This window comes from Paenibacillus sp. 79R4 (assembly GCF_013393165.1).
GTDB lineage: Bacteria > Bacillota > Bacilli > Paenibacillales > Paenibacillaceae > Fontibacillus.
The window spans coordinates 66,662-81,443 of sequence record NZ_QJOT01000006.1 but is presented as its reverse complement, the minus strand read 5'-3'; the positions used below and the strand labels follow the sequence as shown (position 1 = coordinate 81,443).

Sequence of the window (14,782 nt, the reverse complement as noted above, 5' to 3'; positions counted from 1 at the left end):
TCACTCTCTCTCCAGTTTGTTTAATAGATAAGTGCGAAGATGGGCCGACATCAGCTCTCTGATCTGCTGCTCCTGACCATTCGCAAGCGCTTCCATGATTTCTATATCTAACAGGGTAGCGCTTATTTCACTTAACACTTCAATACTTTCTCTAGATAACTGCTTTGGTGCCAGCATCAGCAGAAACCGTGACAATTCAGCGGCCCCTGGCTCCTCCATACTGAAGCTGTGGTCAAGCTCAAATAACATCAGTAGAGGCCTCTTCACCGTATCCGATCGGGTATGAAAGAGCGCTAATTCCGTTCCGGGAATCATCTGCGTTCCATTCTTCTCCCGATCAAGCAGGAGTCTCGCAACTACATCGGGCTCTTCAACGGCTTCCTGAATCTGAGGATGATGACATGCGGCCTGCAGCCATTTCATGAGACTTGGCGTGCCGCTGATCTGCAGCGGAATCACACGGAATGCTTCCAATATCTCGATGCTCAGCTGAACACTTTTGTTGAGATAACGCAGATCCTCTATTGCCGCCATTCCAACCGGCTGTTCTTGATTCACTGCCGTCTTCTCAGCCGTACGCAAGTCTTCCTTTATCGTGTGATGCAGTAAACTATCTTGCATTTGCTCCTGCAACAGCTGCCTTGAGCCTCGCCCTTTAATATAGTTCCGAAGCTGAACCGTCTCCTCTTCATTCAACAGCGGACTTAACTTCAAATATTGATCTTCGCGCAGAGGAAGTTCCACCGTGCTGATGATCAGATCGTAATCCGATCTTGGAATTCGCACTGCCTCATACCATGAAGCCTGACCAACGATCTTGATCTGTGGGAACTCCCTCCGCAGTCGTACAGCCAACAGCTTGGAGGAACCGATCCCGCTCGTACAGACGATGACCACCCGCATGTTCGGATGAATCTGCCCGATCCGTTCCCGGGAAGCTCCAAAATGCATGACTAGAAAAGCGATCTCTTCATCCGGGATATTGCTGTTGGGAAAAGCCGCATGGGCGGCTTGCCGAACCCGGCCGAACAATTCCCCATATTCCTTGCGAATCGTATCCATTAATGGATTGCGAATGCGCTGTCCGGCAGTGATCCGTTCCAGAGCGGCTCCCAAATGAGTGAATAACCCGTCCCTCAACGAACGGTCCGCCATATAATCCTGATCATCGAATTCTGCCATATAATGAATCAGGGATCGGACCGCTCCCGCCAGCTCCAGGTCATCAGCAGGCAATGATTCGCTCGCGTGCCCTCTCGCCTTCTCCAATAAGCTGGCGGTATATCTCATCTCAAACGTTGAATATTCGAGCTTCAATGCTTCGCCAAGATGGTGACACAAGCTTTCGACCTCCGCGATTTGTTCGTCAGGGGCTCCCTGTCTGTCGCGGAGCATCCGACCCGCCTCCGCCTCGCTGATCTCCCTCTTCGACCCTATACGGTCCGCAGCGATCGACAGGTGAATGAGCAGATCCGTATAAGCCTCTTCACTGAACGACTCCTCCAGAGACTGCTCTTCCCACTTCCACAATATCTCTTCGATCGTCCTAATCGAGTTGACGCCAGCCATCGACGCTATCCGGCGATCCACAGGGTGAAGGAAGTTCTGATCAGCTCCCGAGATAAGTGTCAAGTCATCGAAGCGAATTCCAACAAGATCCCGAATAGCTTCACGGATGGCGGGTTCAGAACCCTTGATCTCAACTCCATAACCTCGCCGCCGTATAAGCCGAAGCTTCTGCTTGTCAATCCAATCGGTCAGATCATCGAGATCTGCGGAAATTGTGGACACCGTTACCTTCATCTCGTGAGCCAACGCATACAATTTGATCGGTTCATGAGATTCAAGCAATCTGTACAGCAGGTAGATCTGGCGTTCATCCGCTGAGTATTCCGCGTTAGCCGGAGTGAGGAGTTCTGACTTAATATGCTCAAGCCGCTCAGGCTCCCCATCCAGACTAAGACCCGAACCCGCTTTCCGGTGAAGCAAGATCCCCCTGCGATGCAAATAGCTCTCTACCGCATCGAGTTCCCTATGCACCGTTCGCGGACTCACGCGAATACTCTGGGCAATCTCGGCAACGGTGGATTCATAGGGACTGCGGAGAAGCAAGTCCAGGATCTGTCTCATGCGCTGTGTAATTTCCATAGATCATGCCTCCAAAAAAGCGGTTGCAATAAGCGTAGGATGCTGACAATTGCCTACCCTGTGGCTTATCGGTGTAACTGTTATTTCAATCGTTCAACAAGCACGTCATATTCCGGACTCTTCAGGAAATTATCGATAGAAATATGCTCGGCCTGCGGTGCAATTCCACGGGCGCGATCCGTTAAGGTCTTATGCGTAACTACGATATCTGCGTCGGACGGAATGTCGCCAATCGCGGTATTACTAACTTCGATCGCTGACCCTACCGCTTTCATTTTCTTGCGTAAAATGGAGGCTCCCATAGCGCTTGATCCCATTCCCGCATCACAAGCAAAAATAATCTTACGAACCTCTTCCTTGCTCTTCAGTCCACCTGAAGCTTCCATCGCGATGGATGCGCTTGCTTCTCTTGCTGCAACCCCACTTGCAGCGAGCGAACCTGCCGCTTTCATATCCTTGACACGCTTGGTTGCTTCCTCCAATTCATCGCGGTCCTCTTCTTGTTTCTTCTCCGTCTTTAGCAATAGCGCTGAAACACCAAAGGAGACAATCGCTGCGGTAATCACACCGCTCAATGCCGGAATAATCTCTCCACGCGGAGCCATAGCCAAATAAGCGATAATACTTCCCGGCGAAGGCGGACCAACAAGTCCGGCGTTCAGCAGCGAGAATGTAAGCGTACCTGTTACACCACCAGCTATAGCGGCGAGAATGAGTCGAGGCTTCATTAAAATGTACGGGAAGTAAATCTCATGAATCCCGCCGAAGAAATGAATAATCGCCGCTCCTGACGCTGACTGTCTGGCGCTGCCTCGACCGAAGAACATGTAAGCCAGCAGGATGCCAATACCGGGACCCGGGTTGGATTCCAGCATATACAGCAGCGATTTACCCGCACTAAGCGCTTGCTCGGCGGCAATTGGACTTAGTACGCCGTGGTTGATCGCATTGTTAAGAAACAGGACCTTGGCTGGTTCGATCAGTATGTTGACCAGTGGAATCAGATGATTGCTGACCAGAAAATCCACACCCGCCGAGAGCGCGCTTGTAACCGCTTCAATAATACGCCCGACGATGGAGTATGAGATCAGAACGAGCCCACCGCCGATAATGCCCAGCGAGAAATTGTTTACCAGCATTTCAAAGCCGGATTTGATTTTGCCTTCTACTGCTTTATCGAATTTCTTAAGCACCCAGGCGGCTCCAGGTCCAACAGCCATGGCGCCGAGGAACATCGGAATATCCGTACCGACGATCACTCCCATCGTAACGAGGGCACCGATTACCCCACCGCGCTGCTTATGAACCATCGTACCCCCGGTATAGCCGATTAAGAGCGGAAGCAGAAACTTGATCATCGGATCAACGAGTTTGGCTAAATATTCATTCGGGATCCAGCCTGTTGGAATGAACAAAGCCGTAATCAAGCCCCATGCGATGAACGCCCCGATATTTGGCATCACCATGCCGCTTAGGAAACGTCCGAATTTTTGGACTCCCACCCGTGCAGATCCAGATGAAGTGGAAGATGTTGTTTGGGCCATATGACAGCCTCCCTATAGTTTTTTGCGAGCGGACTATTGGGATAATTACCGCTCGTTATGTACCTATCGTATTGGACATCGGAGAGATACTCAACAAAATGAAAACGCTATATTGTCAGCATGACTACTGACAAGACTTCACTAATCCGCCACCAAACCTTTAAAGATAAGCTTTCTTTAATATGTGAATTCCATCACAATTATGGTTTTTTCTTACTGATTCCCTTCGGAAATCTATATTATTTAGGGGAAACACTTTAATTTATACATCTTTCAATATGGTATACTTTGGACAAAAAGATATCCTGGAGGAAGCGATGACAACTTTCGAGCAAGCGGCTTATAACACGAAGCAATATAGAAATTTGTTCAGGGAAATCGGCTATTCTGAGGAAGAAATCAACGCAAAGCTTGAAAGCACATGGAATGAACTGTTCTACGGGGATTCGGATGTGCGGATCTACTACCAGTTGGACGAGAATAAAGGATATTTGCTGGATACCGGCAACCTTGATGTAAGAACCGAAGGCCTATCCTACGGAATGATGATGGCTGTTCAGATGAACAAAAAAGAGGAATTTGATCGGCTGTGGACATTCGCTAAGGAATTCATGCAGCATACGGAAGGACGTTATAAAGATTATTTCGCTTGGCATTGCAAACCGGATGGAACGAGGTTGTCTCCGGGACCCGCACCAGATGGTGAAGAATTCTTTGCCATGGCGTTATTCTTCGCCTCAAATCGCTGGGGAGACGGGCCAGAGCCTTACGACTACTCGGCACAGGCGAGAACAATTCTCCGCGCTTGCCTGCATCAAGGCGAAAACGGAGAAGGCGATCCGATGTTTGATCCGGCAACCAAGCTGATCAAATTCGTGCCGGAATCTTCCTTTAGCGATCCTTCCTATCATCTCCCCCATTTCTATGAGTTGTTCGCCCTGTACGCGGATGAGCAGGATCGAGGCTTTTGGAGCGAAGCCGCTGAGGCAAGCCGAAGCTACCTGCATAAAGCCTGTCATCCGGTCACCGGACTGGCAGCAGAATATGCGAATTACGACGGAACACCTGCCGAGCCCCAGCCCCATGGCGACTACCGACATTTCTTCAGCGATGCGTACCGGGTTGCCGCGAATATTGCCCTCGATTGGGAATGGTTCCGGAAGGACCCTTGGCAGGTGGAGCAATCGAACCGGATTCAACGTTTCTTCCGCGATATTGACGTGTCGGACTACCGTCGCTATACGATTGACGGCCAGCCTTTTGAAGAAGCGGCGCTGCATCCTATAGGGCTGCTGGCGACCAATGCGGCGGCATCGCTGGCTGCGGACGGACCTGATGCGGAACGATTTGTACACCTGTTCTGGAATACCCCCCTTCGCAGCGGCAAACGGCGCTATTACGACAATTGTCTGTATTTTTTTGCCCTACTCGCTCTAAGCGGCAATTTCCGAATTTATTGATCAGTCAGGCAAATCCGAGGCAGCTTCCATACTGGAAGCCGCCTCTTTATTTTATTAACCTATTCTGCCCTATTTTTAAATTGGTCTTAAAGAACAATTAAGGTTAGCTTCAGGTTCGTTGTCTACAATAGTATTAGAATTCATTTCTCACTTAACCCAACATCAGGTACTCAAAACTATGAAACGAGGTTCTTCTATATGAACATAAAGCGAGTGATGATCGTCGGAACGATGGTAGCCGTAATTTCCTTCGGAAACACCGCGTTAAGCGGCTCCATCACAAGCGCAAGTCCGGTCGCCAGACTATCAGCAACCGACAATAAGAATCCTGGTAAGGATGATTTGCTAGAAGCTTTGAATCAACCCTCTGACAAGGAACTGTACGAGTCGTTATATGAGGGAAAATCATTGTATGACATTGCGGCGGATCAAGACGGCGATATTGATCAAGTCATTGAGCTACAGACCCACCAATTGCAAAAGCAGCTGGATGAGCGCCTAAAAAGCGGAAGCATTACTGCCAAGCAGTACGAAGCACATTGCCAAGAACTCAAGGAGCTTATTGAACAAAGCGTGCTCACCTCCTTTGGCTAACGAATCATTGAAAAACCTTCTCTAACGAAACTGAGCATCGCTAATCGGCCTAAAAAAGGTGGTTTCAAATTCTAACGAAACTAGGTATCGCTATTAAACGCAATGATTGGCTTAAAGCTGGTTTTTCCTTTAAATAACGATATGGAGATTCGTTAGAATAAATTTACCACCGTTTTCGAGGAAATAACGATCCGTAGTTTCGTTAGGGATGACTTATATTTCTATCCGCCTGCGTCCGCTTATACAAAATGGGGATTGCTGCTGCAATGAGGATCATCCCCATAAAAGCAGGTGCGGCATGACCCATAGTTACATAGATTTGACCTCCAATGATAGGTCCAATCATTCTCGCTAAAGCCTGAATAGATTGGCTCCCCCCTTGAATCCTCCCTTGTTCACTGGAATCTACAGACTTGGACAGCATCCCGTTAAATGAAGGCCCAAAGATCGAATCGCCAAAACCAAATATGAACATGCCAGCGATAAGAAGCGGATAGAAAGAGAGCAAAGCAGACAGCGCAATAAGGCCGTAGCCCATAATTTCTGATCCCATTCCAAGAATTGCGATTTGTTTATCAGTAAGTTTTATCAACAGCTTCGGCATGATGAAACCTTGTGATACGATATCCTGGACACCCAATATTGAGAACATAAGCCCGATGATTGCTGGCTTCCAGCTGAAGGTATCCAGCGTAAATTGCGAGAATACCGCCTGTAAAGATCCGTTTGGCAACCAAAGCAAAAATGCGGAGACAAGCAGCCATTTCAAGTTTTTCATGGAAAGGATATTGGCAAGTTGTGCCAATGGATTCAGCCTCACAAAGGTAATCTCTTTCAGTCTGTTCTTCTTGTCGAGGCTCTCCGGCATAAAGAAAAATCCATAAGCCACATTCAATAACGTTATTACGGCTCCAAAATACATCGGTACAGCATAACCAAACTTGGCCAGTAATCCTCCCAAAGTTGGCCCGATGACGGTGCCCACACCTACAACAGCACTCACCCATCCAAAATATTTGGTTCGTTGTTCCGGAGGAATGATGTCTGCAAAATATGCGAAAATCGTACCTATGCTGCCGCCTGTGATCCCTTCTATGATGCGACCTGCGAATAAAACCCATAGAGCTCCGCCGATACCAAAAACGAAGTACCCGATTGCGGAGCCCAAAAGGCATACCAAGAGTAGCGGACGCCGTCCATATTTGTCGCTCAAAGTTCCAAGTACAGGGGCCGCCAAAAATACGCAGACTGCATAAACGGAGGTAAGCAGCGTAACTACTATAGCTTGTTCTCCCGGATTGCTTATATAAGGCTGCACTAAGAATGGGACAACAGGTGCGATGATGCTGAAGCCTATTCCACAAAGAAACACAGAAATGAGACCGAATATTAAAGCGTGTTTATCTACCGCTTGATCTGTTTTCTGTTTATTATCAGATGGATGTCTAAACATTACATTCTCCTTTCGAAACTCATTGTTTTGTTTCCTCGTCAACAATAATATGGTAGTTTTGTTTCCTTGTCAACAAAAAAGTAGAGAAAAAAACAGCCCGTACTCTGTAGAGTTAGGCTGTCTGTTGGTTTTATCTTCATTATTCAATTTACTCCGTCTTCATGTCCATACCCATTTTTTTTATTTCTCCATCCAGATGCTTACTATACTTTTCCACGAAGCTAAGCATGCTGTCGAATTGTTCCACAGTCACCTGCTCAAATACGGCTTTATCCCGCTCCTGAAACTCTTTGTGCAATTTCTCATGAATTTCATAAATGACTTTCCCCTGCTCAGTAAGCCTATAATAGATTTCTTTCTTATTATCCTGCTTCTGATAGCTTTCAATAAGGCCCTTTTCTATGAGCCTTTTAGTTATTTTGCTCATAGCGCTTCTAGTCATATAAAAGGATTCAGCAAGCTTGGTGACGTTGGAATCCACATTTTTCTCAATGTATTCGATGCAATGTACTTCGGTAGGCTTATATCCCTTAAGACTGTCTTCCATCTTAAACTTATTAAGCCAAGCCATCTTGTTAAATACGTCCCTTAAAGCCATCATGACCTGTTCTTCTTTATTCACGGCCTGTCCTCCCACCCATTGGTGCATTAATCCTATTATATACAAAGTGGGCACCATAAAAAAGCGATCCTCTGACACATACCATAGATTTGGCAGCAAAATAAATAAACAGGATTGAAACGGAATTAACTCGTTCCAAAACCCTGTTTGTTTGTAAGCCGGACCCCTATACCAGGCTCCATATTTTTTTACCCTGAGACTACCTGCTCCTGACCAAGCGACTTCTTCTGCAAGCTCGGGATCAGGGCATAGGCAAATGTGATGAACGGACTCAGCCACAAGAAGGTCGCGTAAGGCAGATATTCGATGACAGGAACCCCAAGGGTCGCGGCAAAGAAAGCACCACTGACTCCCCATGGAATCAACGGATTGACAAGTGTGCCGCAATCCTCCAGCGTACGCGACAGCGTCTTGGCCGGAATGCCTCTGCGATTATATTCGTCCTTGAACATTTGGCCAGGCAGCAGGATCGACAAGTATTGTTCCCCAGTCATCCCGTTTACCGCGATGGACGATGCGCCTGTCATTAGAACGATAGCGCTGCTTCGCTTCAAGGGCTGAATTACTTTGCGGAAAAAAGCATCGATTACACCGCAATGCTGCAACAAGCCACCTAGAGAAAGAGCGATCAGAATTAGCGATACCGACCACATCATCGACTGCAAGCCACCGCGATTCACGATGGAAGCTACAGTCCCGTTAGCGATCGTGCTATGATACCCACTCTGCATAACGCTGAACCAGACATCGATTGCCGTCTGATGCTGAACGAATGCCGTAATCAGAAGTCCGGTGACGATCCCTATGACTAGGGTTGGTATGATAGACACCCGTTTGACCGAACAAGCGATGACAGCGATTGGCGACAGAAGCGTCAACCCGTGGATCCGGAACCCTTCTTCCAGGGCCAGCTTGATCTGCTGGATAGAAGATAGATCCATTGCCTCAGGCCGTGGCGCGAACATAAAAAATATAGTTGTAATAACCAGTGCCGGGATCGTTGTGTACATCATATTGCGAATATGTGTGAATATGGAGACGCCTGCTACAGCGGGGGCAAAATTCGTCGTGTCCGATAGCGGCGACATTTTATCGCCAAAGCAGGCCCCACAGATGATCGCCCCTGCAGCCAAGGTTGGAGATATTCCCGTCGTTAAGGCAATGCCCATGAAGGCAACACCAACCGTACTCACCGTAGTAAATGAACTGCCGGTAAACATCGAGACGATGATCGTAACATATAGCGCACTCACCGCAAAAAATTGCGGTTTAATATAGTCCATCCCATAGTATAAAATCGTTGGAACTGTTCCGCTCATCATCCATACCGCAATAAGAATGCCGATCAGTGACAAAATAAGAATCGGCATAATCGCCGTCTGGATTCCCTGAATAATCGCCGATTCGAGCTTCTTCCAGGGGAAGCCAAACAGGCGCAGCATCGTTGCTGTACCCACGGTTGTTGCCAACAGTGGCAAATGCGGCTCCGATTTCAAGAGAAATATGGAGACAAATAAAAGCGCCAGAATAAAAACAATAAGAAAAATACTTTTTGAGAAACTTAGCTCTCGGTTCATGGTGTAAGGACTCCTTATTCAATGGTTGCTGCCCGGAAATAAATATTCTCAGCTCCGCTGAAGCTGCAGAATGATTTATCGCCTTTGCGCTTCCCTGCTTTCAGGCTTTCTTGCATTGAAGCACAAAGGTACTATAACGATAAAAGCATAAGGAGTCAATGTCTAGGTGATGAACATTCCCCGATTATTCCTCTTCAGAGCATGGATGTAATGCGAACCTCAGCGCGCGGCTGATCAATACCGGCAACACTGACACATGGCCTTCCCCAGCGAATTCCTGGTATTCGGCCCTAACCCCGATGTCCGCCGAAATTGCTGCCAGTCGTTCGCTAAGCGCTTGGGCTCGAGCACAGTTGCCGCATTCATGCGATTTTTCCAGTTCCCCTACACCAAAGAGCACCCTGACCCGGACTGGCAGCTTTCTGCCCAGAGCGATAAATTCCCTTTCCAAGTCCAGCATATATTCCTGGTTCCAGTGCAGCGATGGACTGCCTGCGATGTAATATTGAAAGGCTTCCGGCTTGCTGAACAGCGCATACACGGTGAACAATCCACCAAGAGAATGTCCGAACAGCGCCTGCCGCGTGCGATCGACCGGGAATCTCCCTTCGATTCGCGGCTTCAGCTCCTCTTCAATAAAGTGCAGGAATTCCCTTGCCCCGCCTTGCTCAGGAATCCGTTCATTATCGAAACGCCTGCGATATTCCATCGACGGCAGCGGTGTAAGGTCATAGAAGCGTTCCGGCGCATACGGACCGTTCGTCTCATAACCAATAGCGACGACTATTGCAGGCATCACTCCTGTATGATCCGGTCTGCGACATTGCAGCCTCAGCGCTTCTACCATCGTGCCGAATACGGAATTCCCGTCCAGCAAGTAGATAACCGGATATCCGGCGGGCGGAGGCTCTCCCAAGGGACGAGCTGCAATAATCCGATAGGTTCGCCCCTCGCGTGAAGTCATTCCCCATTGCTCGGCATAGGGGATGTTCACTTGCTGATATGCAGCATCCGAAGGCGCTGCTTCTGATATTATCGGTTCCATCGCTAGCCCTCCTGCGGAATCAGAAACCGCAGCACATCATCGATAATTTTCTCATAAGCAATCAGGCCGCTTCCGAGCCAATAGCCGCTGTCCACCTCATAGACATGTCCCTGCTTGACAGCCGGCATGCTCTTCCAGATCGGGCTATCCATCATCGCCCGGTCTCCCCCTTGATCGATAGCAAATATGTAATCCGCGTCCAGCTCGGGAACGACCTCCAATGAGAGGGCAGCGCTGTTGGCATCCCCGATCAGCTTTGTCTTGCCGAGTCCCAGCTCTTGATGGAGCACATACCCGGCTAAATAGTTGCCTCCCATCATATTGATTCCTTTAGGAGCAAAGCGGATAATTGCAATCTTTTTATTCTCCATAACCTTGCTTAATTTCTCTTTAGCCTCATTGATTTTCTCGCGGTAATCCTGCAATGCCGCCTCAGCCTCAGCCGATTTACCGAGTAGATCCCCTATGACAGCAAGCGACTGCTCCATATTGCCGGAGGCATTTTTAAAAACATAAGTCGGTGCAACCTTCGCATAGCTCTCATAAACCCCATTTGCCGCAAAGGTTTCCGTCTGCAAGATGATAAGGTCTGGACTATACGACATCATAACTTCAGGCGAAGGCAATCCTTCGGAAAAATCCAGGATCGGCACATCGTTTAAGCCTTCTATCCAATCGCGATGTCCATCCTTGGCATTAGAATATCGGGCAACAGGAGTTACCCCCAGCTTCAGCAGAGACTCTTCCAGATAAGGAGCAATGATCTTCGCCGGTGTACCGGTCAGCTTAACCTCGTGCCCAAGCTCGTCCTTTATGATCCGTTCTTGCTTTTCCTCACTGCCATTTCCTTTATTGCCAGCATCAGCGGATGCTTTAACCTCTCCGGCCTGCTGTTCAGGTTCGAGTGCCGCAGCGCCGTTCTTCGCCTGGGAACTGCATCCCGCCAGCAGACTCCCTGCAATCACACAGCTTAATAAAACCAAAAATAGAGTTTTCCTTCCCTTTTCTCTCGTACCCCAAAGTCTTGACATGATATATCCCCCTTAGTTGATAATCGTTCTCAATCGACTTTGAGTATACTTATTTTGCCAAGGATTCACCATAGTCATTATCCGGAAGTATATTTGGACAATTTCCGGTAAATAAGAGCAGTGCTTCATCCAGCATCCGGGCCATGGCCACCGCTGAATATTCAAACCAGGGATCGGCATTAATCATATATACATGATCGTTCCGTACAGCCTGGAGCTGCCTCCACTCGGCCGAATGCTGCAATGCCAACCAGAATTTGCGTGTTGAAGCCTCCGGACATATGGTCAACAAAATCCGCTCAGGATTTATCTCTTGCAGTTCCTGCAGCGCCATAGGCAAGTGGCTGTGCAGTTCTCTGCTGCCAGCAGGCCGAAGTTTTAAATCGTCGTAAAGCAGCTCCTGGAGTCCCCGATTCCGGTATGCGAACATTTGCGTACGGTAAATCCGCAGCACCAGAATACGATCCCTCCCCAGCGAAGCGCTTAACTGCTCCCGCGCAGCCTGGACCTTACGCTCGTAATTGCGTATCCACTGCTGTGCAGCAGGCTCTTTGTCCAAATATGCGGCGATATCAAGCAGTTGATCTCTCCAGTCTTTTTGGTCTGTGATGTAATGTACTGGCGCGATTGAGTTCAACCGGTTATCTTCGCTCATTTGCAGCCGTTCAGAACCGATAATAACATCCGGATGGGCCTGACTCAGCCTACCCAGATTGGTCTCAAATGTTAATTTGTAATAAGGGCTGGTGAGAATAAGATGCGACTTGATCTCGCTGCTGTAAAGGTTGTAGTAATACGGAGTCCATTTGGGATCGAGGGGGGCGATCTGCGGAATGATATTCAGCGCAAGCAAATGTCCGATCGCTGAGGGGGAACATGCCGCCACACGCTTGCGGGTATTTTTAGCGAATTCAGAGGGCGCTACACCCACTTCCTTTTTAAATTTACGACTAAAATAAAATTCATCCTTATACCCTACCTTCCTGGCAATATCCCGCAGCCGCTCTTCGGATTCCGCCAAATACCGCTTGGCATGCCGAATGCGAACATCCGTTAAATATTCCATCGCACTTTGGCCGAACGTTTTTTTAAATAAATCCACAAAATATTTGGGGCTAATGTTTGCCATCTTGGCCAGCTGTGCGATCGACAACGGTTCATCATAGTGACTCTCCATATACGTCTTGATTTCCAGCAGATCCGCCCTATTATATGTGCCCGCTCTTTGCGCTTTAGTCGCATGCACGCCATCTGTTGCAGTAAAGCCGCTTTTTGTATGTGATGTTTCATTGGTATGCACAGAGAACCTCTCCCTTGGAAAGATGTAATAACGAAAACGATAATATGATAATGATAATCATTATCATATTATCGTTAAAATTAGCATACCTTCCCGGTGAGATCAAGTCCTGTGCTAGAATGTATACCTTTGAGACCGCAAAACGGGGTCTGCTCTAGTGCTCAACAACTTGTAACGAAACTGGGTATCGCTATTTGCCTCAAAACGAGAGATTTCAAACTTTTACGAAACTGGGCATCGTTATTTGAGTAAATAAAGGGATAAAGGGCGGATTTTCTCCAAAATAGCGTTACAGTGTTTCGTTAAATTTGAGTAGGTGCTGATTTCCCGAAAATAACGATATGGTGTTTCGTTAGAGCTATGGACGAGCTATGGACTATCTACCCTACACCATCTACACCGTAACATTCCCCGCATGCTTACCCAGAAATTTCATCACCAATTGATTAATCCGCTGCTTCTGTTCAATACTTAGGAGATGCCCGGCCTTGGGCACGGTTGCGAGGGTTATATCGGGAAGCAGGCGCGCCTTCGCCTGTACATCCGAAAGGGAGTGACGGTAGATCACCTCATCTTCCCCGACGATCAATAGAGTTGGAAATGAGCATTGAGCAAGCTCCGCTTCTGTAAAGACCGTAGGAAGCAGACCCAGCCGTGGAAAACAGTTCTTATAGCTTGCTGACATCAGCGCCCGGTAAGAAGCGGGTATTTGATCGAGGCTATTATGCCTCGACATGCACCAGGCAAATGCCCGGTCGATCAACCACTGTGTCTTCAGCATCACCGCCGGAAACATATGCCAATAAAACATCCTGGACAAAGGTACAAAGGAGCCGGCAGGCGCCAGCAAAGTCAGTGAACTCACGCGTTCCGGATGAACCACCGCAAAATTCAAAGATATAAATCCGCCCATCGAATGCCCCAGTAAATGAAACTTCTCCAAGCCAAGCTCCCGGGTCAGCTCCAATAACCACTGTGCGGCCGCCTCTTTACTGGATAACGGCTTCAGCAGCGTGCTCTTGCCAAAATCACCAGGAACATCGACGCAATATACGTAATACCCGCTGCACCACTCAGCGATATTAGCGCTCCACATCAGGGACGTAGCGGTCATGCCATGAATAAGCAGCAAAGGCGGATCGGCTGGATCCCCGCAACGGATAAGATGCGTATCCCCAAATTGGGTGGATACATAGCTTATTTCGTAGGAGACCGGCCACTCGCTTAATGCTTGGTCATAGGCTGCCACGAAGCGGTCTCTCCCCTGCTCGTTTCTATATATGGATAATCCCTTCATTTCCATAAGATCACTCCTCTGCACGTGCATGCACGAAAATTCGCAAGATTTGATCCACCTGCGGGAAGTCCTCCAGTTCGGGATAGGTCAGGCGTGTGAATACAACCCCGTTCAGCATGGAAGAATACATAAGGGCTTGCTTCAAGGGATCGGCATCAATGAACTCCCCTTGCTCCTGACCCTCGCGAAATAATCGCTCAAGCCATCGCATGCTTTGTTGAGCGTATTCCCTCGATATTGCCGTGGCCTCTGCGGGCACCGTCTTCGAAGTGTTGGTTTGCAAAGCGATCAGGAAGAAATAACCGCTTTCTGCAGTATGAGCAAAGATTCCTTCCGTCAGCGCCTTCAGCCGTTCATACGGACTTCCGCCGCTCTCCACAACCTCACGGATCGTCTCATAGGACGTTATAAACGCAGTTCTGGCCAGCTCGATATAAATATCCTCTTTGGAAGCAAAATAATGATAAATCAGACCGTGGCTTAATTTGGCTTCTCCGACAATATCGCTTATTTTTGTTCCCGCATAACCTCGTTCCCCAAACACCTTCGCCCCGGCTTCGAGCAATTGCTGCTTGCGCGCATCACGAATTTGCTGATTCTGTTCATCGATTCTTGGGGACATAACGTACCGCCTCCTTCATGCAAGTTTAGCTTATAAAAGAATTATAATGTTCATTGATTAAATAGTCAATCAAAAAATATATAAAAAGG

At 48.2% G+C, this 14,782-nt stretch carries 12 protein-coding genes; 2 read left to right on the top strand and 10 right to left on the bottom strand.

Annotated elements, in window-relative coordinates; translation table 11 throughout:
- Both DMN77_RS10070 and DMN77_RS10065 read right to left on the bottom strand, forming a co-directional pair.
- The gene (locus tag DMN77_RS10070; RefSeq protein WP_179014753.1) at positions 1 to 2,148 is read right to left on the bottom strand and encodes a BglG family transcription antiterminator; all 2,148 of its coding nucleotides are present in this window, start codon (positions 2,146 to 2,148) and stop codon (positions 1 to 3) included.
- 80 nt (positions 2,149 to 2,228) lie between these two features.
- Positions 2,229 to 3,692: a PTS mannitol transporter subunit IIBC gene (locus DMN77_RS10065; protein ID WP_179014752.1), complete on the bottom strand. Its 1,464-nt coding sequence runs from the start codon at positions 3,690 to 3,692 to the stop codon at positions 2,229 to 2,231.
- Between the two features lie 317 nt (positions 3,693 to 4,009).
- On the opposite strand from DMN77_RS10065, the gene DMN77_RS10060 reads away from it, so the two are divergent.
- Together DMN77_RS10060 and DMN77_RS10055 are read left to right on the top strand one after the other, a co-directional pair.
- The gene (locus DMN77_RS10060) at positions 4,010 to 5,152 is read left to right on the top strand and encodes a family 8 glycosyl hydrolase (protein ID WP_179014750.1); all 1,143 of its coding nucleotides are present in this window, start codon (positions 4,010 to 4,012) and stop codon (positions 5,150 to 5,152) included.
- 198 nt (positions 5,153 to 5,350) lie between these two features.
- Entirely contained in the window at positions 5,351 to 5,746 is a 396-nt protein-coding gene (locus DMN77_RS10055; protein ID WP_068781368.1) for a hypothetical protein, read from the top strand.
- 202 nt (positions 5,747 to 5,948) lie between these two features.
- Here DMN77_RS10055 and DMN77_RS10050 read toward each other — a convergent pair whose 3' ends face one another.
- The 8 genes from DMN77_RS10050 to DMN77_RS10015 form a co-directional block, all read right to left on the bottom strand.
- Positions 5,949 to 7,199, bottom strand: a complete 1,251-nt coding sequence (locus DMN77_RS10050; RefSeq protein WP_179014749.1) for an MFS transporter — start codon at positions 7,197 to 7,199, stop codon at positions 5,949 to 5,951.
- Between the two features lie 148 nt (positions 7,200 to 7,347).
- Positions 7,348 to 7,821 carry a MarR family transcriptional regulator gene (locus tag DMN77_RS10045; protein WP_372775711.1) on the bottom strand — a complete coding sequence of 158 codons (474 nt, stop codon included), beginning with the start codon at positions 7,819 to 7,821 and terminating at the stop codon, positions 7,348 to 7,350.
- 188 nt (positions 7,822 to 8,009) lie between these two features.
- The gene (gene nhaC / locus DMN77_RS10040; RefSeq protein ID WP_068781371.1) at positions 8,010 to 9,398 is read right to left on the bottom strand and encodes a Na+/H+ antiporter NhaC; all 1,389 of its coding nucleotides are present in this window, start codon (positions 9,396 to 9,398) and stop codon (positions 8,010 to 8,012) included.
- Between the two features lie 184 nt (positions 9,399 to 9,582).
- Positions 9,583 to 10,443 (bottom strand): alpha/beta hydrolase, encoded by an 861-nt coding sequence (locus DMN77_RS10035; protein WP_179014747.1) that lies wholly within the window; start codon positions 10,441 to 10,443, stop codon positions 9,583 to 9,585.
- Positions 10,444 to 10,445: 2 nt separating this feature from the next.
- Positions 10,446 to 11,474, bottom strand: coding sequence for an ABC transporter substrate-binding protein (locus DMN77_RS10030; protein WP_179014746.1), 1,029 nt, complete (start codon positions 11,472 to 11,474; stop codon positions 10,446 to 10,448).
- 49 nt (positions 11,475 to 11,523) lie between these two features.
- Complete coding sequence (locus tag DMN77_RS10025; protein ID WP_372775708.1) at positions 11,524 to 12,774, bottom strand: AraC family transcriptional regulator; 1,251 nt, start codon at positions 12,772 to 12,774, stop codon at positions 11,524 to 11,526.
- 394 nt (positions 12,775 to 13,168) lie between these two features.
- Positions 13,169 to 14,077 carry an alpha/beta fold hydrolase gene (locus DMN77_RS10020; protein WP_179014744.1) on the bottom strand — a complete coding sequence of 303 codons (909 nt, stop codon included), beginning with the start codon at positions 14,075 to 14,077 and terminating at the stop codon, positions 13,169 to 13,171.
- Between the two features lie 4 nt (positions 14,078 to 14,081).
- Entirely contained in the window at positions 14,082 to 14,693 is a 612-nt protein-coding gene (locus tag DMN77_RS10015) for a TetR/AcrR family transcriptional regulator (RefSeq protein WP_068781375.1), read from the bottom strand.
- Positions 14,694 to 14,782 lie beyond the last annotated feature (89 nt).

What these genes read in the sequence shown, in the direction of transcription:
- DMN77_RS10070 (WP_179014753.1), bottom strand. Translation starts at nt 2,148, where the DNA reads ATGGAAATTACACAGCGCATGAGACAGATCCTGGACTTGCTTCTCCGC.
- DMN77_RS10065 (WP_179014752.1), bottom strand. Translation starts at nt 3,692, where the DNA reads ATGGCCCAAACAACATCTTCCACTTCATCTGGATCTGCACGGGTGGGA.
- DMN77_RS10060 (WP_179014750.1), top strand. Translation starts at nt 4,010, where the DNA reads ATGACAACTTTCGAGCAAGCGGCTTATAACACGAAGCAATATAGAAAT.
- DMN77_RS10055 (WP_068781368.1), top strand. Translation starts at nt 5,351, where the DNA reads ATGAACATAAAGCGAGTGATGATCGTCGGAACGATGGTAGCCGTAATT.
- DMN77_RS10050 (WP_179014749.1), bottom strand. Translation starts at nt 7,199, where the DNA reads ATGTTTAGACATCCATCTGATAATAAACAGAAAACAGATCAAGCGGTA.
- nhaC (WP_068781371.1), bottom strand. Translation starts at nt 9,398, where the DNA reads ATGAACCGAGAGCTAAGTTTCTCAAAAAGTATTTTTCTTATTGTTTTT.
- DMN77_RS10035 (WP_179014747.1), bottom strand. Translation starts at nt 10,443, where the DNA reads ATGGAACCGATAATATCAGAAGCAGCGCCTTCGGATGCTGCATATCAG.
- DMN77_RS10030 (WP_179014746.1), bottom strand. Translation starts at nt 11,474, where the DNA reads ATGTCAAGACTTTGGGGTACGAGAGAAAAGGGAAGGAAAACTCTATTT.
- DMN77_RS10020 (WP_179014744.1), bottom strand. Translation starts at nt 14,077, where the DNA reads ATGGAAATGAAGGGATTATCCATATATAGAAACGAGCAGGGGAGAGAC.
- DMN77_RS10015 (WP_068781375.1), bottom strand. Translation starts at nt 14,693, where the DNA reads ATGTCCCCAAGAATCGATGAACAGAATCAGCAAATTCGTGATGCGCGC.